At 70.5% G+C, this 22092-nt stretch carries 24 protein-coding genes and 1 pseudogene; 4 read left to right on the top strand and 21 right to left on the bottom strand.

Annotation, left to right across the window (positions count from 1 at the left end):
• Nucleotide 1: 1 nt before the first annotated feature.
• Both KRR39_RS18335 and KRR39_RS18340 read right to left on the bottom strand, forming a co-directional pair.
• Entirely contained in the window at nucleotides 2–2419 is a 2418-nt protein-coding gene (locus tag KRR39_RS18335) for a xanthine dehydrogenase family protein molybdopterin-binding subunit (protein WP_216938904.1), read from the bottom strand.
• Entirely contained in the window at nucleotides 2416–3987 is a 1572-nt protein-coding gene (locus KRR39_RS18340) for a class I adenylate-forming enzyme family protein (RefSeq protein WP_216938905.1), read from the bottom strand. The genes KRR39_RS18335 and KRR39_RS18340 overlap by 4 nt, the downstream gene beginning before the upstream one ends.
• 69 nt (nucleotides 3988–4056) lie before the next feature.
• Between KRR39_RS18340 and KRR39_RS18345 the strand changes: the two genes are divergently transcribed.
• Nucleotides 4057–4596, top strand: a complete 540-nt coding sequence (locus tag KRR39_RS18345; RefSeq protein ID WP_216938906.1) for a PadR family transcriptional regulator — start codon at nucleotides 4057–4059, stop codon at nucleotides 4594–4596.
• A 95-nt stretch (nucleotides 4597–4691) separates the two neighbouring features.
• Nucleotides 4692–5366, top strand: coding sequence for a GntR family transcriptional regulator (locus tag KRR39_RS18350; protein ID WP_216938907.1), 675 nt, complete (start codon nucleotides 4692–4694; stop codon nucleotides 5364–5366).
• Between the two features lie 72 nt (nucleotides 5367–5438).
• Here the strand turns inward: KRR39_RS18350 and KRR39_RS18355 are convergent, their stop codons facing one another.
• The 16 genes and pseudogenes from KRR39_RS18355 to KRR39_RS18425 all read right to left on the bottom strand — a co-directional run bounded on the left by KRR39_RS18355 (nucleotide 5439) and on the right by KRR39_RS18425 (nucleotide 18438).
• Complete coding sequence (locus KRR39_RS18355; RefSeq protein WP_367303679.1) at nucleotides 5439–6632, bottom strand: MFS transporter; 1194 nt, start codon at nucleotides 6630–6632, stop codon at nucleotides 5439–5441.
• Nucleotides 6616–7086 (bottom strand): MaoC/PaaZ C-terminal domain-containing protein, encoded by a 471-nt coding sequence (locus tag KRR39_RS18360; RefSeq protein ID WP_216938909.1) that lies wholly within the window; start codon nucleotides 7084–7086, stop codon nucleotides 6616–6618. Before KRR39_RS18360 ends, KRR39_RS18355 begins: the two co-directional genes overlap by 17 nt.
• A gap of 70 nt (nucleotides 7087–7156) precedes the next feature.
• Nucleotides 7157–7747: a CoA transferase gene (locus tag KRR39_RS18365; RefSeq protein ID WP_216938910.1), complete on the bottom strand. Its 591-nt coding sequence runs from the start codon at nucleotides 7745–7747 to the stop codon at nucleotides 7157–7159.
• Nucleotides 7683–8378, bottom strand: a complete 696-nt coding sequence (locus tag KRR39_RS18370; RefSeq protein ID WP_216938911.1) for a CoA transferase — start codon at nucleotides 8376–8378, stop codon at nucleotides 7683–7685. The genes KRR39_RS18365 and KRR39_RS18370 overlap by 65 nt, the downstream gene beginning before the upstream one ends.
• Before the next feature lie 28 nt (nucleotides 8379–8406).
• Complete coding sequence (locus KRR39_RS18375; protein WP_216938912.1) at nucleotides 8407–9369, bottom strand: cyclase family protein; 963 nt, start codon at nucleotides 9367–9369, stop codon at nucleotides 8407–8409.
• Nucleotides 9370–9389: 20 nt separating this feature from the next.
• Nucleotides 9390–10142, bottom strand: a complete 753-nt coding sequence (locus KRR39_RS18380; RefSeq protein WP_216938913.1) for an enoyl-CoA hydratase — start codon at nucleotides 10140–10142, stop codon at nucleotides 9390–9392.
• 133 nt (nucleotides 10143–10275) lie between these two features.
• Nucleotides 10276–10671: a superoxide dismutase, Ni gene (gene sodN, locus KRR39_RS18385; RefSeq protein WP_216938914.1), complete on the bottom strand. Its 396-nt coding sequence runs from the start codon at nucleotides 10669–10671 to the stop codon at nucleotides 10276–10278.
• A gap of 35 nt (nucleotides 10672–10706) precedes the next feature.
• A complete protein-coding gene (locus KRR39_RS18390) occupies nucleotides 10707–11147 on the bottom strand; it encodes a molybdenum cofactor biosynthesis protein MoaE (RefSeq protein WP_216938915.1) in 441 nt (146 codons plus the stop codon).
• A 2-nt stretch (nucleotides 11148–11149) separates the two neighbouring features.
• Nucleotides 11150–11428 (bottom strand): MoaD/ThiS family protein, encoded by a 279-nt coding sequence (locus tag KRR39_RS18395; protein WP_216938916.1) that lies wholly within the window; start codon nucleotides 11426–11428, stop codon nucleotides 11150–11152.
• Entirely contained in the window at nucleotides 11425–12462 is a 1038-nt protein-coding gene (gene moaA, locus KRR39_RS18400; protein WP_436972002.1) for a GTP 3',8-cyclase MoaA, read from the bottom strand. The genes KRR39_RS18395 and moaA overlap by 4 nt, the downstream gene beginning before the upstream one ends.
• Entirely contained in the window at nucleotides 12459–13358 is a 900-nt protein-coding gene (locus KRR39_RS18405) for an XdhC family protein (protein ID WP_254185245.1), read from the bottom strand. The genes moaA and KRR39_RS18405 overlap by 4 nt, the downstream gene beginning before the upstream one ends.
• 122 nt (nucleotides 13359–13480) lie before the next feature.
• Nucleotides 13481–13555 (bottom strand): annotated as a pseudogene (locus tag KRR39_RS26655) (hypothetical protein); the annotation flags it as partial.
• 63 nt (nucleotides 13556–13618) lie between these two features.
• On the bottom strand, nucleotides 13619–14581 hold the full coding sequence (locus KRR39_RS18410; protein WP_216938917.1) for a cyclase family protein: 963 nt from the start codon (nucleotides 14579–14581) through the stop codon (nucleotides 13619–13621).
• A 53-nt stretch (nucleotides 14582–14634) separates the two neighbouring features.
• The gene (locus tag KRR39_RS18415) at nucleotides 14635–17100 is read right to left on the bottom strand and encodes a xanthine dehydrogenase family protein molybdopterin-binding subunit (RefSeq protein WP_216938918.1); all 2466 of its coding nucleotides are present in this window, start codon (nucleotides 17098–17100) and stop codon (nucleotides 14635–14637) included.
• Nucleotides 17097–17579: a (2Fe-2S)-binding protein gene (locus KRR39_RS18420; protein WP_216938919.1), complete on the bottom strand. Its 483-nt coding sequence runs from the start codon at nucleotides 17577–17579 to the stop codon at nucleotides 17097–17099. The genes KRR39_RS18415 and KRR39_RS18420 overlap by 4 nt, the downstream gene beginning before the upstream one ends.
• Nucleotides 17580–17583: 4 nt before the next feature.
• Entirely contained in the window at nucleotides 17584–18438 is an 855-nt protein-coding gene (locus tag KRR39_RS18425; protein ID WP_216938920.1) for an FAD binding domain-containing protein, read from the bottom strand.
• Between the two features lie 220 nt (nucleotides 18439–18658).
• Between KRR39_RS18425 and KRR39_RS18430 the strand changes: the two genes are divergently transcribed.
• Both KRR39_RS18430 and KRR39_RS18435 read left to right on the top strand, forming a co-directional pair.
• Nucleotides 18659–19879 carry a CaiB/BaiF CoA transferase family protein gene (locus KRR39_RS18430; protein ID WP_216938921.1) on the top strand — a complete coding sequence of 407 codons (1221 nt, stop codon included), beginning with the start codon at nucleotides 18659–18661 and terminating at the stop codon, nucleotides 19877–19879.
• Nucleotides 19880–19984: 105 nt separating this feature from the next.
• The gene (locus KRR39_RS18435; RefSeq protein ID WP_216938922.1) at nucleotides 19985–20293 is read left to right on the top strand and encodes a CBU_0592 family membrane protein; all 309 of its coding nucleotides are present in this window, start codon (nucleotides 19985–19987) and stop codon (nucleotides 20291–20293) included.
• 150 nt (nucleotides 20294–20443) lie between these two features.
• Here KRR39_RS18435 and lhgO read toward each other — a convergent pair whose 3' ends face one another.
• The 3 genes from lhgO to KRR39_RS26305 are packed head-to-tail and all read right to left on the bottom strand — an operon-like array spanning nucleotide 20444 to nucleotide 22075.
• A complete protein-coding gene (gene lhgO, locus KRR39_RS18440) occupies nucleotides 20444–21256 on the bottom strand; it encodes an L-2-hydroxyglutarate oxidase (protein ID WP_254185248.1) in 813 nt (270 codons plus the stop codon).
• Nucleotides 21253–21519 (bottom strand): FAD-dependent oxidoreductase, encoded by a 267-nt coding sequence (locus KRR39_RS25135; RefSeq protein WP_254185249.1) that lies wholly within the window; start codon nucleotides 21517–21519, stop codon nucleotides 21253–21255. Before KRR39_RS25135 ends, lhgO begins: the two co-directional genes overlap by 4 nt.
• A gap of 4 nt (nucleotides 21520–21523) precedes the next feature.
• Nucleotides 21524–22075, bottom strand: a complete 552-nt coding sequence (locus KRR39_RS26305) for an aldehyde dehydrogenase family protein (RefSeq protein WP_367303680.1) — start codon at nucleotides 22073–22075, stop codon at nucleotides 21524–21526.
• Between the last annotated feature and the right edge of the window lie 17 nt (nucleotides 22076–22092).

The raw sequence follows: 22092 nt of genomic DNA on the forward strand, positions 1-22092 counted from the left end.
GTCAGGTTCCTTTCGTCTGGTGGAGCAGTTGGTGGAGGACGTTCCCGTGCAGGGGCAGCGAGTTGATGGCGATGCCCTCGGGGGCGAGTGCGTCGGCGACGGCGTTGGCGATGGCGACGGGAAGACTCATCGAGCTGCCCTCACCGGAGCCCTTCGCGCCGAGCCGGGTCAGGGGCGAGGGCGTCACCACGTGGTCGCTGACCAGCGGGAAGCACGCCTCCGCCGAGGTCGGGCACAGGTAGTCCATGAAGGTGCCCGCGGTCGGCTGGCCGGAGTCGGAGTAGGTCATCTCCTCGTAGAGCGCCCCTCCGAGGGCCTGCGCGAGCGCCCCGTGGATCTGGCCGTCGACCAGGGTCTGGTTCAGGATCGTGCCGGCGTCGTGCACGCTCGAGACGTTCTCGATGGTGATCCGCAGCGTCTCCGGGTCGATCCGTACGACGACCACCTCGGCCACGAACCCGTAGCACAGGCTGGAGTTGATCTGGTCGGTGCGCGAGGCCGCCTTCGACTGCGGCGGGGTGAACGCCGCCTCCTCGTAGAGCCGGGCCGAGACGCCCTCGGGCAGCGAACCCGGATCCCAGTGCACGAGCCCGGCGGCGTGCCGGAACTCCACCGACCGGGAGGGCTCGTCGACGACACGCACCGTGCCGTCGGCCAGCTCGAGGGTCCCGGGATCGGCTTCCAGCAGCACACCGGCCGCGATCTTGATGGTGGCCGCGATGCGGTCGGCGGCCTCCAGGAGGGCGCTGGTCAGCAGCGGCGCGAACCGTGAGGAGTAGCTGCCGGAGCTGATCGTCCAGGGCGTGCTGTTGGTGTCCATCTCGACGCGCGGGCGCACCTGCTCGACGGGAAGCCCGAGGTGTCTGGCGACGATGTCGCGGGCCACGGTCGCGTGGCCCTGGCCCTGCGGGACGGTGCCGAGCAGCACCGAGACCACGCCCTGCAGGTCGACGCTGATCCGGACGTGCTCGGTCGAGCCTGACTTGCCGCGCTTCGCGGTCCGGTCCTGCACCGGAGTGGCCAGGCCGACGTACCCGATGTTCGTGGCGGAGGGGTCGACGATCGTGGCCATGCCGATGCCCATCCACTCCCCGTTGCCCCGGGCGACGGCCTGCTCCTTGCGCAGCCGGTCGTAGTCGACGTTCGCGAGGGCCAGCTCGAAGGCGCGGTGGTAGTCGCCGCTGTCGTAGATCCCGCCGCTGGGTGTGGCATGGGGGAACTGGTCGGCGTCGAGCAGGTTGCGCCGGCGTACGTCGGCCGGGTCGAGGCCGAGCTCGGCGGCGATGTCGTCGATCAGACGCTCGAGGCCGAAGTAGAGCTGCTGGCCTCCGAACCCGCGGTTGAGCCCGGTCGGTGCCTTGTTGGTGACCACCGCGCGGGCCCGGATCTCGACCTGCTCGATGCGGTAGGCACCGGTGATGTTGCCGAAGCAGCGGTAGAGCGTGCTGGGCTCCGGGGGGCGCAGGTAGGCGCCGACGTTGTCGACGAGGTCGACGCGCAGTGCGCTGACGACTCCGTCGTCGTCGACCGCGGCGGAGAACGTCATCAGCCGGTCGGACCCCGACGAGCTGGCCTGCAGGTGCTCGAGCCGGTCCTCGGTCCAGCGCACCGGCCGGCCGGCGTGCTTGCTGGCGAGGGCCATCAGTGCGATGTAGGGGTAGACGGCCGACTTGATACCGAAGCTGCCGCCGATGTCGGCCGGGACGACGAGCCGCAGCGAGGAGGTCGGGATGCCGAGGCTGCCGGCCACCACCGGGGCCATCGAGAACGGGCCGTGGAAGTTCGACCACGCCGTGATCTCAGGTCCGTCGGCGCGGTCCTGCCAGTCGGCCACGACGGAGTAGCACTCCATGGGCGTGGAGGAGTAGCGCGGGAACGAGTAGCTGCCGGTCACGGTGTGCGCCGCCCGGTCGAACGCCGCGTCGACCTCGCCGAACGTGAAGGTGCGGTCGGTGGCGACGTTGCTGTCGGCCTGGTCGTGCAGCCGGGGTGCGTCGTCCTCGAGCGCCTGGTCCGTGCGTACGACGGCGGGCAGCACCTCGTACTCGATCTCGACGAGCTCGGCGGCATCCTCGGCGGCGTACCGGTCGGCGGCCACGACCACCACGACGGGCTCGCCGACGAAGCGGGTCTTGTCGGTCGCGGTCGGGTAGTAGGGCGTCGGCGCCTTCACCGACAGCGGGAACGGCCGCAGGGTGGCCAGCACCTCCTCGGGGCCGATCACCGCGGCCACGCCCGGGTGGTTGCGTGCCACGTCGAGGTGCACCGCCTTGATCCGGGCGTGCGCATGGGGGCTGCGCACCACCGTGGCGACGAGGGTGCCCGGCAGCGGGTCCATGTCGTCGAGGAAGCGGCCCTGCCCGGTGAGCAGGGCGGGGTCCTCGATCCGGCTCGGCCCGGTCTTCTCCGACGGGGTCATCGCTTCGCCGTCCCGGTGGTCTCGGCGAGCGACGAGAAGTCTCCGGAGGCCAGGTGCCGGCGCAGGATCTTGCCGACCGCGGACTTCGGGATGTGGTCGACCACGACGATGCGCTTCGGCCGCTTCATCGACGGCAGGCCCGAGGCGCCGCGGGCGTAGGCCTCCACCTTCTCGAGGGTGCGGGCCGGGTCGACACCGGGCCGCCCGACGACGAAGGCGGTGACCGCGTGCCCCCACTTGTCGTGCGGCGTGCCGACCACGATGACCTCGTCGAGGTCGGGACACCCGGCGAGGGCGTTCTCGATCTCCTCGGGGTAGATGTTCTCCCCGCCGGAGTTGATCATGTCGTCGACCCGGCCGGCGATCCACAGGTCGCCGTCCTCGTCGGTGCTGGCCAGGTCGCCGGTGAAGTACCACCCGTCGCGGAGGGACTTCGCGTCGGCGTCCGGCCGGTTCCAGTAGCCGGCGAACGCCTCCGGGCTGGCGGCTGACACAGCCACCTGGCCCTGCTCACCCGGGGCGACGATGTCGTCGGGGTGGGCGCCCGGGTCGGGATCGACGAGGCGGACCCGGGAGAAGACGCCCGCCCGGCCGGCACACCCGGGCTTGGCGGCACTGTCGGGGCCGATCGAGAACGTGTAGATCTCGGTGCTGCCGAAGTGGTTGACGAACCGTTCGGGGGCCAGGGTCTCGGCCAGCCTCTGGGCCAGCGCCGGGGTCATCGACGCCCCGGCGTACGCCAGCTTGCGCACCGACGTGGCCTCGTCGAGACGGCCGGTCTGGAGCAGGGCCCAGAAGATCGTGGGCACGAGGTAGAGCGCACTGACGTTCTCCTGCGTGATCAGGTCGAGGGACGCGTCGGCGTCGAACTTCGCCTGGGGCACCCAGGTGCCGGCGGCCAGCACGGACGCCAGCAGGCTGCGCAGGCCCATGGTGTGGAAGAGCGGCATCACGCCGAGGGTCACCTCGCCGGGGGCGTGCCCGGTCTGCACCAGGTGGGCGAGCGTCGCGTGGAACTCGGCGGCGTGCGTGCGCGGCACGCCCTTGGGCCGCCCGGTGGTGCCGGAGGTGTAGAGCATCACGCTGATGTCCGACTCGGTCGGCGGGAGCGGGGCCGGCCCGGAGCGGGCACGGTCGGTCTCGGCCGCCAGCGAGGCCGTGCCGCGCGGCTGGTCGCCGGGCGCGCCGGCCCAGACGAGGGTGGGCGGCCGCTCGACGGTCTCCAGCGCCTGGGCGGCCAGGGCGTAGGTGGTCTCGTCCACCGCGACCAGCACCGGCGAGCAGTCGGAGATGCAGTAGGCGAGCTCGTCGACACCGAACCTGGTGGAGAGCGGGAGCGAGGCGATACCGGCCTTCTGCGCGGCCAGGTGCAGCGTGGCCAGGGGCTCCCCGCCCTGGAGCAGGAAGATCGCCCGCTCGCCGGGGCCGGCACCCAAGGCGCTGAGCGCGTGCGCGACGCGATCGGTCCGGGTGTCCCACTCGGCGTAGGTCATCGGAGCAGGACCGCCGACGGCTCGGCGGTGCGGGTAGCGCTCCGCGGTCCATCGGAAAGCGGTGGCGAGATCCATGGCCTGTCCCATCATCTGCTTCATACCGTCTGTTTCGGACGCCGCGAACGCTACGGTACGGTTCGGACCATGTCAATGGGAAAACTGACCACGACGTCGTACGTCGTGCTCGGCATGGTGGCGATGCGCGGACCCAGCACGTCCTACGACCTGAAACGGGCTGTGAACCACTCGGTGGGCTACTTCTGGCCCTTTCCCCATGCGCAGCTCTACTCCGAGCCGAAGCGGCTCGAGGAGCTCGGCCTGCTCGACCTCGAGGTGGAGCCGGAAGGCAGACGCCGGCAGACCTACTCGATCACCCACGAGGGCCGCGACGCGCTGGGCGCCTGGCTGGCCGAGCCCACCACGGAGCAGCTGCAGGTGCGCGACGTCGCCGAGCTCAAGCTCTTCTTCGGCGAGTTCGCCCGGCCCGAGGACGTGCTCAACCTGGCTCGTGAGCAGATCCGCCAGCACGAGGACCGCATCGAGGTCTACGAGTCCATGCAGGCGCGCTTCTCCGAGCGTGAGGACGTCGCCGACCGCATGGTGCCGCTGCAGCTCGGGCTCGAGCTCGAGTACGCCGCGCTGAAGTTCTGGCGAAAGCTGGAGAAGGAGCGCAGCTCTGCCTAGCCGTCGGATGGGAGTCGCGTCGCTGATCGCATGGCGATTGTCGCGGTTGCGTGGGTATTCATGGGATGTCGCCGCAACGTCGTAATGTTGCACTCATGCGGACCGCAAACGGCAAGGGCGAGACCCACCATACGAGCCAGCAGCACGCGGTCGCATGGCTTCGCCGCGCCATCGTCGAGGGCGAGCTGCGGCCCGGTGCACACATCCAGCAGGACGAGATCGCTGAACGGATCGGCGTCAGCCTGATCCCGGCACGTGAAGCGCTCAAGGTGCTCGAGGGCGAAGGCCAGGTCACCTACATTCCGCGGCGGGGGTACTTCGTCTCGGAGCTGCTCATCGAGGACCTGGTCGAGGTCAACATGCTGCGCGAGCTGCTGGAGGACCGCGCGGCACGCGCTGCGGTCGAGTTCTTCGACGACGATGCGCTCGACCGGCTGGAACAGGCTGCCGAGGAGTGCTCCCGGGCGTCGACCAGCGGTGACGTGGCCGCCCAGCTCGCCGCGAACCGTCGGTTCCACTTCGGCATCTTCGAGGCCGGCAGCGGTCCGCACATGATGCGCTTGATCCGGCTCCTCTGGGAGTCGACCGAGGCCTACCGCGCCATCTACTACAACGTCGAGGCCGAGCGGCACGCCGCGGACGATGCGCACGCGCGGATTCTCGAGGCGGCGCGGGCTCGCGACACCGAGCGCCTCGTGGCGGAGCTCGACGCGCACCGCGACCACGCCTTGCGGTCGCTGGTCCAGATCCTCTCGCGCCCCACGGATTGATCCTGCGCCCCGCTCCCTCCGCCCCGACGCGAGCCGCCCAGGCCGTCCAGGCCGTCCGGGAGAGCCCACGGGTCAGGGGCGGGGTCTGGCCGGGCGTGGGGCCGAACGTCCGGGCGAAGTAGGCAGTGCCACGTAGGGCAGCAACCAGATGGCAGCCACGACCAGCAGCCCGACGGTCGGACGCGACCGTTGAACGGCCGCCCCCAGCAACGGGGTGCCGGCGACGATGAGTGCGTTCGCGTAGGCGTTCATCAGCCCGACGGCCGTCGCCGGGCGGTCCGGCCGCCGCGCCTGCGCAGCCGCCAGGACCCCCGCGAAGGGCAGCCCGCTCAGCGTGCCCAGCGCGACGACCGAGAGGAGCGCGACCGCCGGCGTCGAGGGGAAGGCGAGTGCGGCGCAGCAGACGGCGCAGGACACCAGCGAGACCTTGATGACCGCGGGCAGCCACTCGGGTCGCCTGCGGACGAGGTGGCCGCCCAACGGACGACTCAGGATCGTGGTCACGAGGATCAGCGCGGCGAGTGCCGCGGCCGTGCCGGTGCCGAGTCCCCAGGCCCGCTGCAGGATGACCGAGGCCCAGTTGCTCAGGACCACGCCCAGCCCGAGCGTCACGGCGTGGATCGCGGAGAGCCGGTGCAGCTCGTGGTCGAGGAGGACGGAGGGACCGCCCGCGGCGGCGACGGGTCGGCCCAGGGTCCGCGGCGTGGGTCGGGACAACGCCAGCGCAACGATCGCGAGCACGGCGACCGCTGCACACGAGAGCCAGGCCGAGCGCCAACCCAGCAGCGGCTCGAGGAGCGGGATCACCGCTACGGCGATCCCGCCCGACCCGATCGCGGCTCCTCCGAACAGTCCGAGGCCTGCGGGGCCCACTCCGCTCGTGCGCGCGATCTCGGCGCCCGCAACGAAGCCGACGGCGCTGCCCGCGCCGGCGATGGCACGGGCGACGAACGCGACCATCAGCTCGGGGGTCACTGCGGCGGCCAGGTAGGCGAGGACGACCAGCGTCAACCCGGCCAGGGCGACGGGTCGCGCACCGAATCGATCCACGAGGGTGCCCGCCGGCAGCTGCATCGAGGCGTAGACGACCGCCAGGACCGTGGTCAGCAGACCGATGGTCACCAGGTCCGCACCGTAGGCGTGCGTCAAGGACGCCACCCCTGCCCCGGCCGCGGTCAGTCCCCATCCCGCGGCGCCGCCGACCAGGCACGGAACCACCACACCGCCGCCGTACGGCGCGGGTGCGGGTCTAGGAACCGTCGGCACAGCGGATCATGCGGAGGGGACGGTAGCGAAGGACCTCTTCCCCGTCGCGGACCACCCGGTTCTCCGTCCGGACGAGTCCGCGGTCGCCCTTGGAGGTGAGCCGTCGGTCCACCACCTCGACCTGGACCTCGATCGAGTCGCCCACGAACACGGGCGCCAGGACTTCGACGTCGGCACCGAGAAACGCGACGGCTGTGTGGTGCAGGGTGTTGGTCTGCATGACCAGACCCTCGGCCAGGCTGAAGGTCAACGCACCGGGGACCACCCGGCGCCCGTCGCCGCCGAGGTTCGCCTGCCGTTCGTCGAGGAACAGTGGCTCGACGAAACCCGCCAGCGCGACGAAGGTCGAGACGTCGTAGTCACGCACGGTCCGACCCGCCGTCCGCATCGACCAGCCGATCTCGAACTCCTCGTAGTAGAGGCCCATGGGACCGGAAGCCTGGTGCTCACTCATGACTGCTCCATTCGTTGTGCTGTTCCCATGACACCGGCGGTGCTGGGGTTCCCGTCCGTCGCAGCGGCTGCTAGGACGAGGGGGGCTGTGCTGCGCCCGTCCGCTCCAGCTCGGCGATCTCGGCGTCGGTCAGTCCGATCTCCTGCAGGACGGACCGGGTGTGCTGGCCCTGTCGCGGCGCCGGAGGAACCTCGTCGAGTCCGTGGCTGAAGCGCAGCGGGAACCGCGCCTGGACGAGGGGTCCTTCCGACGGATGCTCGACCTGTCGGAAGAACCCCGTCTCCCGCAGATGCTCGTCGTCGAACAGCTCCTCGACCGTGCGCAGTGGCATGACCGGGATGTCGGCGCGCCGAAGGGCGACGAGCCAGTCGGCGGTCGTGCGTCTGCTCATCACCTCCGCCACCAACCCGTACAGCTGGTCGATGTGCCGGGTGCGCGCGCCGATGTCCTTGAACCGGTCGTCGGTGATGAGCTCGCTGCTCCCCGCCAGCTCGAAGAAGCGCTGCCACTGGGCATCGGTGTAGATCACGACCGAGAGGTGTCCGTCCAGGGTGGCGTAGGGCTTGCGGTTCTGCGACGCCGTGCGGGCGTAGCCACTAGGCCCGTTCGGTGGGTCGAAGACCCGTCCGCCTTGTTGTTCCAGCAACATGAAGGAGGCCATGAACTCGAACATGGGAACGGTGAGCACCTCCCCCCGAGCCAGTCGCTGCCCGCCTGTGCAGGGCCGCCATGATCGCTACCGCCCCGGCCAGCCCGACGGTCTTGTCCACCATCGGGGTGGCGACGTACTGCGGTGGTCCGCCCCGGCCCTGGGTGGCCGCGACTCCTGACACCGCCTGGATCACGTCGTCGTACGCCGGTTCGTCCGCGTAGGGCCCGTCGTCGAAGCCGCGGAAGCAGCAGTAGATGCAGGTGGGGTTGAGGTCGACCACCGTGTCCGGGCCCAACCCGAGGGACGCGGCCGCCTTGGGGCGCAGGTTGTGCGCGAAGACGTCGGACCGCTCGAGCAGGCGGGAGAGTGCGCCGCGGGCTCCGACCTGCTTGAGGTCGAGAGTCACCGCCCGCTTGCCGACGTTGGCGTTCAGGTAGATCGGGCCCATGCCTGGCGACCTCCCCGCACCGATCCTGCGCACCGCGTCGCCGGCGGGCGGCTCGACCTTGATCACGTCAGCCCCGAGCTGCGCCAGCATCATCGTCGCGTAGGGACCCATCAGGGTCGTGGTCATGTCGAGGACGCGGACGCCGTGCAGCGGGCTTCCCGGTGGGGTCGAGCTGTCGCTGGTGGCGGGCACCGTCACGCTCCTGTCTCGATCCGCCGGGTCAGAAGACCGCGAGGGGGTTCACGGCGCTGCCGGCCGCACCCACGACGGGGAGCACGGGAGCCACGAGCAGGAACTCGAAGCGGCCGCTCCGGTGGCAGTAGCCCGCGACAGCGGCGACGTCCCAGATCTCCCCCAGCGCCAGCCCCATGTGCGGGATGGCGACCACGTGGAAGGGGAAGGCGCCGCCGAGCTCGCTCGGACGCACCTCCAGCCCCCAGGTGTCGGAGGCCACGGCCGCGAGCCGGCGCTCGTGGATCCACGGCAGCGTGTCCACCGACAGGCCCGGCGCCGGGCCGCCCGCGTAGTCTCCCCAGTCGCCGCGACGCTCCTCCAGCATTCCGGTCCTGACGATCAGGGCGTCACCGGTTCCGACGTCGCATCCCTGCGCCTCCAGGGTCGCCTCGAGGTCGTCCACGCCGATCGGGTATCCCGGCTCGAGCGCGGCGACGCCGTGGTGCGCCGCGACGTCGACCAGGACACCCCGCATCACGAACTGGTGCCGCCACTGCTCGATGCCCGCGTACGTCGCTCCGTGCGCGCCCACGCGTGCGGCGGGCTTCCCGTTCCACATCCGACCCTCCCAGAAGACGTGCCCGAGCCCGTCCCACTGGGTGGCGGCCTGGTGCGGCAGGATCACCACGTCGTCACCGACGCCCAACCCGCCGGTGGGGCCCCAGTCCGGTGGCAGGCGTTGGACGCCGCCGACGTGATCGGCACCGGTCTCCCGCATCAGGTTCACCGGGTTGACCCGGAAGCCGCCCTGCTGGGGGCCGGACGGTCCGAGATCCAACGCCATCGAGATCGAGACACCGTCCCGGACCAGGGCGGCTGCCCCGGCCACGGCCTCGGCGGTGACGTGGTTCAGCGTGCCGACCTGGTCGTCGGGTCCCCAGCGGTCCCAGTTGCTGCACTCGTCGATCAGCGAGCGCAGTCGCTCGAGATCCGGTCGCGCGTCGGGCATGGTCCCTCCTTCCTGTCGCGTCACTTGCGGAACCTGTCCATGAAGTCGTGGACCGCGGGCTTGGTCGCAGACGACGCCTGTGCCCAGGACTCCAGCTCCAGCGTCGCCTCGAAGCCATCGCGCGCGGCCGTCCGCACCGCCCTCTTGATGTCCCGGGAGAGCTGGGAGTCCATCGCCGCATACCTGCGTCCGAGCTCCAGCGCGGCGGCCAGCGGGTCCTCCTCGAGCGCCACCGCCAGGCCCGCCTCGACCGCGTCAGGTCCCGACACGCTGCCACCGTCGAGGAGCAGCTTGAGCGCCCGCTGCTCGCCGAGGGCCTGCACCAGGAACCAGGTGCAGCCGCCACCGGGATGGAGCCCGATCCGCGAGAACGTCGCCGCGAAGCTGGCCCGCGGCCCGGCGATGCGGATGTCGCAGACCATGGCGAGGTTCAGCCCGGCGCCGACCGCCGGGCCCTGCACCGCCGCGATCGTCGGGATCGTCAGGGAGCGCAGCACCAGGAAGCTCTCGTACACCTTGTGCAGGTCGTCGCGCAGGGTGGCGACCGACCGGTCGCTGCCCCCGAAGATCGCGGGCAGGTCGGCACCGGCGCAGAACGCCGTTCCCGCACCGGTGACGACGAGGGCCGTCGCTGCCGGGTCCGCCCGGACCGCCGCGACGCTCTCCACCAACGCCGCGCGCATCTCGTCGTCGATGACGTTGCGCTTGTCCGGGTCGTTCAGGGTCAGGACCCGCAGCCCGCCGTCCTCCGACGTCAGTCTCACCTTGCTCACCATGTGCTCCTTAGGGGGTGCCAGGCCGTCCCACGGCAGCGGACCACCAGGCGGGAACGACCGGTTTCTCTCCGGGACGGGACAGTGCCCCGCGGGCGGCCGGTCTGCCCGGCCGCCGCACGGTCGAGGTCGATCAGACCTTCTTGGTCGCCCAGAAGATCTCGGCGATCTCGTCGATCTTGGCCAGCAGGTCGTCGGCCACCTGGGCATCGAGCGAGCCCTTCGCGCCGGTCGCGCCGGCGAGCTTGGTGGCCTCGTTCACGAGCTGGTGCAGCTGGGGGTACTTCTCGAAGTGCGGGGGCTTGAAGTAGTCGGTCCACAGCACCCAGAGGTGGTGCTTGACCAGCTCGGCGCGCTGCTCCTTGATCAGGATGGCGCGGGTGCGGAAGTCGGGGTCGTCGTTGTCGTCGACCTTGGCGATGACGGCCTTGATCGACTCGGCCTCGATGCGTGCCTGGGCCGGGTCGTAGACGCCGCAGGGCAGGTCGCAGTGCGCGCGGACCTCGATGGTGGGAGCGAACAGTCGCATGGTGGTCTTCCTCTCGGTGGAGCGCTGGTGGTTGCTCACGGGCAGTTCACCCATTCCTCGGTGCCGTCCGTGAAGACTTGTCGTTTCCAGATCGGGACGCGGGCCTTGGCCTGCTCGACGATGTCCTCGCAGGCTGCGAAAGCGTCACCGCGATGGGCGCCGGAGACCGCGACGACGAAGGCCGGCTCACCGATCCGCAGGGGTCCGGTCCGGTGCTGTGCCTGTACGGCGAGCACCCCGGGGTGACCGAGCAGGACCCGTTGGACCGTCGCGGTGAGCACGCCGGCGGCACTCGGGTGGGCCAGGTACTCGAGCGCGGTGACCGACCTGCCGTGGTCGTGGTCGCGCACCACCCCGACGAAGAGCACCCCGGCGCCGGCTGCTGCACGCTCGACGAACCGCAGGGCGCGGACCGGGACGATGGCCTCGGAGGAGACCGAGGCGGCGACGGGAACCCTGATGCCAGGTGCCGTCATCCTCATCCTCCCGCGAACGGTGGCAGCACGTCGACGCAGGCGACGCCGAGCAGGGACCCGGTGGGCTCGTGCGCGACCCGACCGTCGAGGAGGAGCGACGCGACGGCCATCACCGAGGTCATCCGGGCGCCGTGTGCCTCGCAGATGGTCCTGACCAGGTCCTCGACGGTCGCGGCCGCGACCCGTTCCGTGGCCACACCGGCCGCGGCCCGGGCGGCGGCGAAGTACCGGACGACGACCGAGGGATCCGCGCCCTCGGCTCGCCCGCTGACGGTCGTCATCCGCCGATCGCGCTCATCGGTCGGTCCGGCTGGACGAACTCCTGGTCGCCGACCTGGTGGCCCGGCCCCTTGCCCCACATGACGTCCCGCCACGCGTCGGCGATCTCGTCGTCGGTCGCGCCCCCGCGCAGCAGTGCCCGCAGGTCGGTCTCGGTGCGGGCGAACAGGCACGACCGGACCTGCCCGTCGGCCGTCAGCCGGGTCCGGTCGCAGGCGGAGCAGAAGGGCCGCGTCACCGAGGCGATGACACCCACCACGTCGGGTCCCCCGTCCACCAACCAGGTCTCCGCGGGCGCAGCTCCGCGGGCGTGCGGCGTCGGGGTCAGCGCCACCTCCTCGCTCAGGCGGTCGAGGATCTCCGCGGCAGTGACCATGCCCGTGCGCGACCAGCCGTGCTGTGCATCGAGCGGCATCTGTTCGATGAACCGCAGCTCGTAGCCGTGGTCCCGGCAGAACCGGAGGAGGTCCACCGCCTCGTGGTCGTTGACGCCTCGCATCAACACGGTGTTCACCTTGACCGGCGCCAGGCCGGCCGCGTGGGCGTGCTGCAGCCCGGCCAGCACCTGGTCCAGGCGGTCGCGCCGGGTCAGCTGGAGGAAGCGCTCACGATCGAGGGTGTCGAGAGAGACGTTGACCCGGGTCAGGCCGGCCTCCACCAGCGCCCGGGCCGTCTTGTCCAGCCCGATCCCGTTCGTGGTCAGCGAGACCACGGGACGGGGACCAAGGCCTGCGGTCGCCTCGACGATCCGGACGAGGCCGGCACGGATGAGGGGCTCACCTCCGGTGAACCGCACCTCCTCGACCCCGAGCAGCTCCACCGCGATCCGCACGAGGCGCACGATCTCGTCGTCCGACAGCAGCCTGTCGGAGCCCAGCCACGCCAACCCCTCGGCCGGCATGCAGTAGGTGCACCGCAGGTTGCACTTGTCGGTTAGGGACACCCTGAGGTCGGTGGCGACCCTGCCGAACCGGTCGGCCAGCCCTGCCGTACTCGCAGGTCGCGGGAACGCAGGGTCCGGCAGCAGCAGGCTCACCGGTGGATCGCCGTTCCGGTCTCGGAGAGCCGCCTGCCGGAGCCGCCCGAGGCGAGCGCGATGATCTCTGCCACGATCGACACCGCCGTCTCCTCCGGTGTCCGCGCTCCGATGTCGAGCCCGATCGGGGACGACAGCCGGCTCAGGGACTGCTCGTCCAGGCCGATCTCCCGGAGCCGGGTGAGCCGGTCCTCGTGGGTGCGCCGGCTGCCCATCGCACCGATGTAGCCGGCCTTCCCCCGGAGAGCTAGCTCCAGCAGGGGGACGTCGAACTTGGGGTCGTGCGTGAGCACGCACAGCACGGTGCGTTCGTCGACGTCCCGACCGGCCAGGTACCGGTGCGGCCAGTCCACCACCACCTCGTCGGCGTCGGGGAACCTCTTGGCCGTCGCGAACACCGGCCGGGCGTCGCACAGGGTGACCCGGTAGCCCAGGAACTTGCCGGCCCGGACCACCGCCCCGGCGAAGTCGATCGCCCCGAAGACGAGCATCTCCGGTGCGGGAGCGAACGACTCGACGAAGACGGTGAGCTGGTCCATGCGCTGCTCACCGTTCTCGCCGACATGGGCGACCCCGGTCGTGCCGTGCTCGAGCATGCCGCGGGCGATCACCGCGACGCTGTGGTCGAGGTCAGCGCTGCCGAGGGAGCCCGACAGGGTGTCCGGACCGACCACGATGCGGTGGCCGAGGTCGCCGGGCCCTTCGACCACGGTGGCGACAGCCAGGCCGTGCTGACCCCGGACCGCGGCGAGCACGTCGGGAAGCTCCGGGAAGCGCGGAGCATCCACGGGCTCGACGAAGATCTCGAGGATTCCGCCGCAGGTCAGCCCCACGGCGAACGCGTCGTCGTCCTGGACGCCGTAGGTCTGCTTCGCCGGCAGCCCGGTCCGCAACACCTCCTGCGCGAGCTCGTAGACCGCACCCTCGACACAGCCCCCCCGAGACGCTGCCGACCGCTTCCCCCGTCTCGGCGACGGCCATCGAGGCGCCCGGCTGCCGGGGGGGACGAGTTCCACGTGCGTACGACGGTGGCCAGCGCGAAGCGCGTGCCCGACGCGTGCCACCCGGCGATCTCCTCGAGGATGTCCCTCACGACAGACCACTCCCCTGTCCCGCGGCGAGGTCGACTGACCCGCGTCCCCGGGCCGGGTCCGCTTCAGGACGCATGGAGCGGCATCGCGATCGGACGCATCGGCGCCGCCGTCGAACCGCGCAGCCGCAGACCCGCGGAGACGAGCGCGAAGGAGTACAGCCTCGCCGCGGCGATCTCCTCGAGGTTGACGTTCTCCATGATCGGGACGCCGCACTCGGCCAGCAGGTACGTGTGCACGGGATGCCAGTTGTCCGGGTCCGCGGACGGCATCTGCTCCAGCGCCACACTGTCCGAGCCGATGATCATGGCGCCCGCCTCGGCCAGCAGTGCGGCACCTTCCCGGTTGAGCCCCGGCTCGCGGAAGAGGTAGCGCTCGGGTTCCGTCCAGACCGTCATCCGGCCGGTCCGGATCAGCACCACGTCACCGGGCCGCACCTCGGTCCCCTGGTCCGCCATGATGCTGGTCAGCTCGTCGGCGCCGATGGCGTAGGAGTCCGGCAACAGGTCGGTGCCGTGGGCGCCGGCGACATCGATGAGGATGCCGCGGGCCATGATCGGCGGCTGCTGCTCGGCGCCGCAGGCGAGCCAGTGCCGGCTCCCGAGATGCTCCTCCTCCGTGTGCCCGTTCCAGACGCCTCCGGAGTACCCGAAGTGGTTCAGCGCGTCCAGATGCGTCCCGGTGTGGGTGTACATAGAGAAGGCGTCCCCGGAGTAGGCCACCAGCTCGTTCTGCTCGCGGCCGAGGCCCATCACGTCTTCCGCGACCGAGCCGGAGGGCGTGTGCGTCATCCAGAACTGGTAGGTGGGATCACCGAGCCCCGCCCACGACGGCATCCCGACGTGGTACTCCACCGACAGGTCGAACAGCCGGGTCGGGTCGGCCTGCGCCAGGATCGCGGCACGCGACTCCGACGTCATCATGTTCAGCATCCCGATCTGGTCGTCGGGACCGAACGGGCTGCTGCTCACGGTGTGGCGACGGGCCCGCGCGGCGGCGATCGGGCTGTCGGGTTCGGACGGGGTCATGGTGCCTCCACCGGGTCGGAAACGCGGAAAGCGGGTCGATGCATGTCGGGGCCTCAGCCGGCGACGGGCGAGGTCAAGGGCGCGTTCCGGACCAGCGCGCGAACCCGCATCGGGTCCAGCGGGGTCCGCTCGACCGTCACGCCGAACTCGCGCAGCGCGTCCTCGACCGCGGACAGCAGCACGGCCGGCGTGCCGATGCAGCCGCCCTCCCCGACGCCCTTGGTGCCGAGCGGGGTGATCGGCGAGGGCGTCTCCTTGTGCAGCACCTCGATCGGGGGCACCGACATGATGTTCGGCAGCTGGTAGTCGTTCAGGGTCTTCGTGAGGAGCTTGCCCTGGTCGTCGTAGCTGAGCTGCTCGAACATCGTGCCGCCCAGGCCCTGGATCGTGCTGCCGATGATCTGACCGTGCACGATCGCGGGGTTGACGACCTTGCCGCAGTCGTGGGCGATCCACATCTTCTCGATCTGGATCTCGCCGGTCTCCACGTCGACCTCGACCACGACGCCCTGGGCGCCGCTGCCGTGGGTCGGGTAGAGGCGCACACGGCCGTGCTCGTCGGGCACCCAGCTCACGTTGGGATTGGTCCAGACGTGGTTCGCCTCGAGCGTCGGGCTCTCCTCGCCCGGCAGGGTCGCGTACGGCCCCGGGAACAGGTAGACGGCCCGGGCCACCTCCTGGACCGACAGGCGGGTGTCCGGTACCCCGGCGACCCAGACCTCGCCGCGGCCCAGCTCGAGGTCCTCGGGGTCGGCCTCGAGCATCCCGGCCGCCGCCTTGAGCAGCTTGCGGCGCACTTCCCCGGCCGCCTCGTACACCGCACTCATCCCGTAGGTGGCGCCGCGGCTGGCGTAGGCCCCCAGCCCGTAGGGCACGGCCTTGGTGTCGCCGTAGACGACCCGGACATCTCCGGGGTACAGGCCCAGCCGGTCGGCGGTGATCTGCGCCAGCGAGGTCTCCACCCCCTGCCCGATGCCCTGCAGACCGGTGAGGACCATCGCCTTCCCGTCCGGCATGATCCGCACGGACGCGGTCTCGTACCCGTTGAAGACCGACATCGGGATGGAGCCCGCGGACGGCTCGAGGAAGGAGATGACGCCGATACCGACGTGCCGACCCTCCGCGCGGGCCTGCTCCTGGCGCAGCCGCAGCGCCGGCAGGTCCATCGCCTCCGTCAGCATGTCGAGGAGCTCCGAGAAGCTGCCGCTCTCGATGATCGGACCGGCCGCCATCTCGTAGGGGAACTCGCGGACCAGGTTGTGCTGGCGGATCGCGACCGCGTCGATGCCGAGCTTCGCGGCGGCGGTGTCCATGAGCCGCTCGATCGCCAGGTTCGCGGTCTCCTTGCCGTAACCGCGGTAGGCGCCGTAGGGAGCCTTGTTGGTGACCACGGCCTGCACGCGCGCCTTGTAGGAACGCACGTGGTAGGGACCGGCGCTGTAGATCCCGCCGACGAGCAGGGCGCCCAGCCCGGCCGAACGGGTGGCACCGTCGCAGCCCTCGTCCCCGACCAGGTGCTCCCGGATCGCCAGCAGGGTGCCGTCGTCGTCGAAGGCCCCTTCGACGTGGTGGGCGTAGTCACGCGACGCGGGGCCGCTGCTCAGCCAGTCCCCGCGTGGCTCGAACCACTTGACCGCACGTCCGGAGAGCTTGGCCAGCAGTGCCGGAATGACCTCGGCGTCGACTTGTGTCTTGTTGCCGAACCCACCCCCGACGTCGTCGGCCAGCACCTGCACGTTCGGTTCGGAGAGGCCCAGGATCTGGGCGATCAGGGTGCGGGACTGGTGCGGGAGTTGGGTCGAGACCCGCAGCTTGAGAGTCTCCCGGCCGGCGTCGTACTCCGCGACCACCGCGCGGGTCTCCATCGGGACCCCGCTGTACCGGTGCGCGGCGGGACGGCAGGACACCACGTGCGGCGCCGACGCGAACACGGCGTCCGGGTCACCGATCTCGAAGGCCCAGTCGCACTGGATGTTGTGCCCCCACTCCTCGTACAGCACGGCCTTGGGGCTCCAAGGCCCGTCAGGAGCATCGAAGGGATGCACGCCGAGTGCGTCCTCCACCGAGGCGACCGCCGGCAGCGGCTCGTACTCGACGTCGATGGCGGCCAGGGCGTCCTCCGCGGCGTACCGGGTCTCGGCGATGACCGCCGCGACCGGCTCGCCCTCGTAGTGCACCTTGTCGGTGGCGATGGCGTAGACCTTCGGCAGCTTCATGTCCATCAAGTCCATGCCGGCCGGGATCTGGGTCCAGTGCTCGGCTGCCTCCGCACCGGAGATGGCCAGCACGACGTCCGGCATCGCCTGCGCGCGGCTGGTGTCGACCGAGACGATCCGCGCGTGGGCGTGCGGGCTGCGGAGGATGGCGCAGTAGACCGGGTCCGCCACGACGGCGTCGTCGGCGAACATGCCCTGGCCGGTCAGCAGGCGCAGGTCCTCCGACCGCCTGACCGACTGCCCGACGAACGGCTCGGTTCCGGTGTCGGAGCCGGCCCGCGACTGTGAGTCGTTCGCGTTCATGACGTGACCTCCTGGTTGGCCGCGGCGCGCACCGCGTCGATGATCGACAGGTATCCCGTGCACCGGCAGAGGTTGCCGACGAGGTGCTCCTTGATCTCCTGCTCGCTGGGGTCGGGATTCTCGCGGAGCAGCGCGTCCGCGGCGACGACCATGCCGGGGGTGCAGAACCCGCACTGGAGGGCGAAGTTGTCGCGGAAGGACTCCTGCAGCCTGCTCGTCCCGCCCTTCGGGGTCAGTCCCTCGACCGTGGTGACCTCCTTGCCGTCCGCCTGCACGGCGAGGAAGAGGCAGCTCTTGACCAGCTGTCCGTCGACGGTGACCGTGCACGCCCCGCAGATGCCCTCTTCGCATCCGATGTGCGTTCCGGTCAGCCGGAGGTCGTCCCGGATCAGGTCGACCAGGAGGGTGCGGGGCGCGACCTGGCGGGTGTGCTCGGTGCCGTTCACGGTGACGGTGATGGTGGTGGTGGACTCGGCCATGGGGTCAGCCCCTCTCGTTGGTGGTGGCGAGGACCAGCCTGCGGAGCAGGACGACGGCGGCCTCGAGGCGGTATTCAGCGGATCCGTGCATGTCGGAGAGCGGCTCGGTGCTGGCGAGGTCGGCCGCCAGAAGCGTGGCGGCATCGTCCACGGCACGCGGGTCGCTCAGGTCGGCGTTCTCGAGCGCCTCCTCGACCAGTCGTGCCCTCAACGGACGAACGCCGAGGCCGCCGACACCGATGCCGGTCACCTGCCCGGCCGCAGCGGCCACGGCGACGTTCACGACGGGCACGCCGTTGGGCTGCCGGGAGATCTCCCGGTACGCACCGCGGGCGTCCGGCCCGGGGTCGGGAAGGTGAACGTCGGTGAGCAGCTCGCCCGAGCTCAGGACCGTCTGCAGGTATCCCGAGAACAGCTCTTCGACGGCAAGACGTCGGCTGGACCCGTCCGACCGCACGGTGACCTCCGCGCGCAGCGAGATCAGGGTGGAGGCCATGTTCGAGCGGGGATTCGCGAAGCACAGGTTGCCACCGATCGTCGCCCGGTTCCGGACCTGCACGTCGGCGGTGAGCTTCGCCGCCTGCTGCAGCGAGGGGAACCTGGCCGCCACCTCCGGGATCACGCAGAGCTCGGCGATCCGGGTCAGGGCGCCGAGGCGGAGACCACCGCCGTCCAGGCTCACCGCGCGCAGCTCGTCGAGGTCGTTGATGTCGACCAGGTGCTGGGGTGACGCCTGGCGGAGCTTCATCGATTGGAGCAGGCTCTGCCCGCCTGCGAGGACCTGAGCGCCGGCGGCGAGAGCGCTGAGCGCTTCGTCGATCGATGTCGCTCGGGTGTAGTCGAAACTGGTCGTTCGCACCGTCTTTGACTCCTCTTCGTGGAAGGTCTGGCACCCGTGATCGCCGCTGTGCGCCGCCGCGAGGTCGAGGCTTCACGAGAGAGAAGGAACGAGACGCTCCACCAAGCCACGACGCTGATTATAGTTTATAGTCCAGCCTCAGGGATCTGACAAGGGATTCATCCACGCTCATTGCACATCAACGTCGGGAGCACGCGTGATGGGGTTCAGAGAACCGGACATGGACCAGGGCACGGGGACAGGAGCGGGCCCACTCGAGGGTCTGGTCGTGGCGGACTTCAGCCGAGTCCTGGCCGGGCCGCTGGCGTCGATGTTCCTGGCCGACCTGGGCGCAACGGTCGTGAAGGTCGAGCGTCCGGGAGTAGGTGACGACACCCGCTCGTGGGGCCCTCCCCATGTCGGTTCCCTGAGCACGTACTTCACGAGCGTGAACCGGAACAAGCGCAGCGTGACCTTGGACCTGACGGATCCGGCGGACCTCGAGCTTGCGCACACGTTGGTCGAGCGGTCGGACGTGTTCATCGAGAACTTCCGTCCGGGCAAGCTCGCCGACTTCAAGCTCGACTCGGCGTCGCTGCTGGCCGCCCATCCACGACTGGTCTACTGCTCGGTCACCGGATTCGGCAGCACCGGCGGCGCGCACCTCCCCGGGTACGACTTCGTGGTCCAGGCCGTCGGCGGCCTGATGAGCATCACGGGTGCCGAGGACGGGGAGCCCACCAAGGTCGGGGTCGCCCTCGTCGACGTCCTGACCGGCCTCCACGCCACCATCTCGATCCAGGCCGCCTTGCGTCACCGGGACAACACGGGAAGGGGCCAGCTGGTCGAGGTGAACCTGCTGTCCAGCCTCATCGCCTCCCTCGTCAACCAGGGCGCTGCCTACATCAATGGGAGTCCGCCGCCGGCCGCGATGGGGAACCAGCATCCGAGCATCGCCCCGTACGAGACGCTGGCCACGAAGGACAACCCGATCGCCGTGGCGGTCGGCAACGATCGCCAGTTCCACACCCTTGCCCGTGCCATCGGGCGGCCCGAGCTGTCGGGTGACGAGCGGTTCCGCGCCAACGGCGGCCGCGTGGCGAACCGTCGAGAGCTGATCAGGGAGCTCGAGACCACGTTGCGGGCGGCGCCGGTGGCTCACTGGACGCAGGTGCTGCAGGACGCCGGCATACCGTGCGGTCCCGTGAACGACATCGCCGAAGCCATCGCCCTGGCCTCGGACCTCGGACTCGAACCGACAGCCAGCTTCACGGGGCCCGTGGGCGAGCCCACGATCGAGACGCTCGCCAGTCCCCTGCGGCTGTCGCAGAACCCGGTGGTCTACCACCGTCCACCTCCGCAGCTCGGAGCGGACACCGCTGAGGTCCGCGAGTGGCTGCTGGGCGACGGAGCGGAGCCGTTGGACGCTGACGGCAGATCCAAGGGTCCTGGCCGCTCGTGAGCATGGCCGGTTGATCGGGCACGGCCGGGGGTTCCGCTTGGCACCGGTGTGTCCTTTCGAGCATGCTGCGTGCCTGGCGCGAACTCCCAGGGGCGGCCCACGCCCATGTTCTACGAGAGAGAGGTGCTCGTGACGACCCTGATCGATGTCATCGGCTGGGCCGGGGCAGGCACGTTGGTGCTCGCCTACGCGCTGGCAGCAGGCGGGACCCTGTCCGTGCGCACGCGGACGTCCGCGGCCATGAACGTCCTTGGTGGTCTGGGACTGCTCATCAACTCCGCGGCCAACGACGCTTGGCCGTCCGTGGGGCTCAACCTCGTCTGGCTGGGCATCGGCATGACGGGTCTCATCCGGTACTGGCGCTATGCGTTCGTGCCGGCCGAAGCGACGTCGTCCGATCAGCGAGAGGGGTAGTACGGAAGGCGGCCCATCCCCCGGGTGCACCAGCCTGACCTGGTGCACGCGGCCCTGGCACGGACGAGGTCAGCCCAGCCACGGCAACCATCCGCTCTGATCAGAACAGCGACGCCGGAGCCGATGGCGAGGAGCCCGTGCTCCCCACCATCAGAGGACGTGTTCTCGCATCAGATGTTCAGCGATTGCCATGGCCGAGGTGGCCGCCGGCGAGGGTGCGTTCCGGATGAGGGTGACCGCTCCCAGGGTGTCGACCGCGAAGTCGTCGGCGAGCGATCCGTCCCGGTTCCACGCCTGGGCACGCACCCCGGACGCGATCTTGGCCTGCAGGTCTTGGCTTTGCAGCTCCGGGATGAAGCGTCTGGCCTCTCGCCCGTAACGCGACTTCATGACCGAGCTGCCGATCTCCTTGAAGCCCGTGCGCCAGTGTTCCCGCGCCAGGGCTGGGGCCCCGGGCCAGGTGGCAATCTCCCACAGGTCACGGCCCGACACGTCCCGCCACCGGTAGCCCTCTCGGGCCAGCGCAGGAACGGCGTTCGGGCCTACGGTGACCTGGTCGTAGACGCCTCGGGTGAAGTGCACGCCCAGGAACGGGTATCGAGGGTCGGGAACGGGGTAGACCATCCCCGCCACCAGAGCGCGCCTGTCAGGGACGAGTGCCCAGTACTCACCCCGGAAGGGCAGGATCCGCGGGGCGGGTGAGGCACCTACCATCCGAGCGACCACATCGGACTGCAACCCTGCGCAGATCACCAACCGGTCGAAGTGGTGGTCCCCGCCGCTCGTCCTGACGAGCAGACGGTCGAGCTGCGAGTGGATCCCGACGACCTCGTGCCGCAACAGGACGTGCCCGTCAGCCCCTCGTACGTCGTCGGCCATCGCCTCCGCGATCGCGGCGAAGTCAACGACCGCGGTGCGGGGCGAGTGCAGAGCGGCGGAGCCTCTCACGTGCGGCTCGATCACCCCCCCTCGCGGTAGGGAAGGTGCTTCTCCTCGCAGTACTCCCGCGTCATGCTGCGCCCGCGAGCGCACAGCTCCGCCTTCAACCACCCCGGCGGGTAGTAGAGGCCGGCGTGCACGACACCGGAGTTGCGTCCCGTCTGATGGGTGGCGACGCGGGTCTCCTTCTCCAGGACCGTCACCTCGGCGTCGCGGCTGCGGGCCAGCGCCCGCGCTAGGGCGAGTCCGACGATGCCGCCGCCGACGATCCCGATCTGCTCCGTCATGCGGTCACCGCGGCCGGATGCCCACGTAGCGTGTCTCCAGATACTCCTCGATGCCTTCGCGGCCTCCCTCACGACCGAATCCGGAGGCCTTCACCCCGCCGAAGGGTGCAGCAGGGTTCGAGACCACTCCCTGGTTGATGGCCACCATCCCCGTGTCGAGCCGCTCGGCCAGGCGAACGGCGTTGTCCAGGTCGCGCGTGAATGCGTACGCAACGAGGCCGTACTCCGTGGCGTTCGCCAGCCCAAGGGCCTCGTCCAGGGTCTGGAACGCCGTGATCGGAGCAACCGGTCCGAAGATCTCCTCCTCCAGGAGCGCTGCGTCCGGAGACACGTGTCGCAGCACGGTCGGCGAGTAGAACCACCCGGGTCCCTCGGCAGGTCGACCGCCGACCACGACCTCGGCCCCGCCCTGAACCGCCTCGTCCACCAAGGACGCGACCTTGTCGCGCGAGGGCGCGTCGATCATCGGCCCCACCTGGACGCCGGCCTCGGTCCCGCGCCCGACCCGGAGGGCAGCCATGCGCTCCGCCAGCCGGGCCGTGAACGGCTCGACCACGCTCTCGTGGACCAGGA

The sequence above is a fragment of the Nocardioides panacis genome (assembly GCF_019039255.1).
Lineage (GTDB): Bacteria > Actinomycetota > Actinomycetes > Propionibacteriales > Nocardioidaceae > Nocardioides_B > Nocardioides_B panacis.

Excerpts from the sequence above, each read along its gene's own strand:
- KRR39_RS18335 (WP_216938904.1), bottom strand. The coding sequence starts at position 2,419 with ATGACCCCGTCGGAGAAGACCGGGCCGAGCCGGATCGAGGACCCCGCC.
- KRR39_RS18340 (WP_216938905.1), bottom strand. The coding sequence starts at position 3,987 with ATGGATCTCGCCACCGCTTTCCGATGGACCGCGGAGCGCTACCCGCAC.
- KRR39_RS18345 (WP_216938906.1), top strand. The coding sequence starts at position 4,057 with ATGTCAATGGGAAAACTGACCACGACGTCGTACGTCGTGCTCGGCATG.
- KRR39_RS18350 (WP_216938907.1), top strand. The coding sequence starts at position 4,692 with ATGCGGACCGCAAACGGCAAGGGCGAGACCCACCATACGAGCCAGCAG.
- KRR39_RS18360 (WP_216938909.1), bottom strand. The coding sequence starts at position 7,086 with ATGAGTGAGCACCAGGCTTCCGGTCCCATGGGCCTCTACTACGAGGAG.
- KRR39_RS18365 (WP_216938910.1), bottom strand. The coding sequence starts at position 7,747 with ATGGCCTCCTTCATGTTGCTGGAACAACAAGGCGGACGGGTCTTCGAC.
- KRR39_RS18375 (WP_216938912.1), bottom strand. The coding sequence starts at position 9,369 with ATGCCCGACGCGCGACCGGATCTCGAGCGACTGCGCTCGCTGATCGAC.
- sodN (WP_216938914.1), bottom strand. The coding sequence starts at position 10,671 with ATGCGACTGTTCGCTCCCACCATCGAGGTCCGCGCGCACTGCGACCTG.
- KRR39_RS18390 (WP_216938915.1), bottom strand. The coding sequence starts at position 11,147 with ATGACGGCACCTGGCATCAGGGTTCCCGTCGCCGCCTCGGTCTCCTCC.
- KRR39_RS18395 (WP_216938916.1), bottom strand. The coding sequence starts at position 11,428 with ATGACGACCGTCAGCGGGCGAGCCGAGGGCGCGGATCCCTCGGTCGTC.
- KRR39_RS18410 (WP_216938917.1), bottom strand. The coding sequence starts at position 14,581 with ATGACCCCGTCCGAACCCGACAGCCCGATCGCCGCCGCGCGGGCCCGT.
- KRR39_RS18415 (WP_216938918.1), bottom strand. The coding sequence starts at position 17,100 with ATGAACGCGAACGACTCACAGTCGCGGGCCGGCTCCGACACCGGAACC.
- KRR39_RS18420 (WP_216938919.1), bottom strand. The coding sequence starts at position 17,579 with ATGGCCGAGTCCACCACCACCATCACCGTCACCGTGAACGGCACCGAG.
- KRR39_RS18430 (WP_216938921.1), top strand. The coding sequence starts at position 18,659 with ATGGACCAGGGCACGGGGACAGGAGCGGGCCCACTCGAGGGTCTGGTC.
- KRR39_RS18435 (WP_216938922.1), top strand. The coding sequence starts at position 19,985 with ATGTTCTACGAGAGAGAGGTGCTCGTGACGACCCTGATCGATGTCATC.
- KRR39_RS25135 (WP_254185249.1), bottom strand. The coding sequence starts at position 21,519 with ATGACGGAGCAGATCGGGATCGTCGGCGGCGGCATCGTCGGACTCGCC.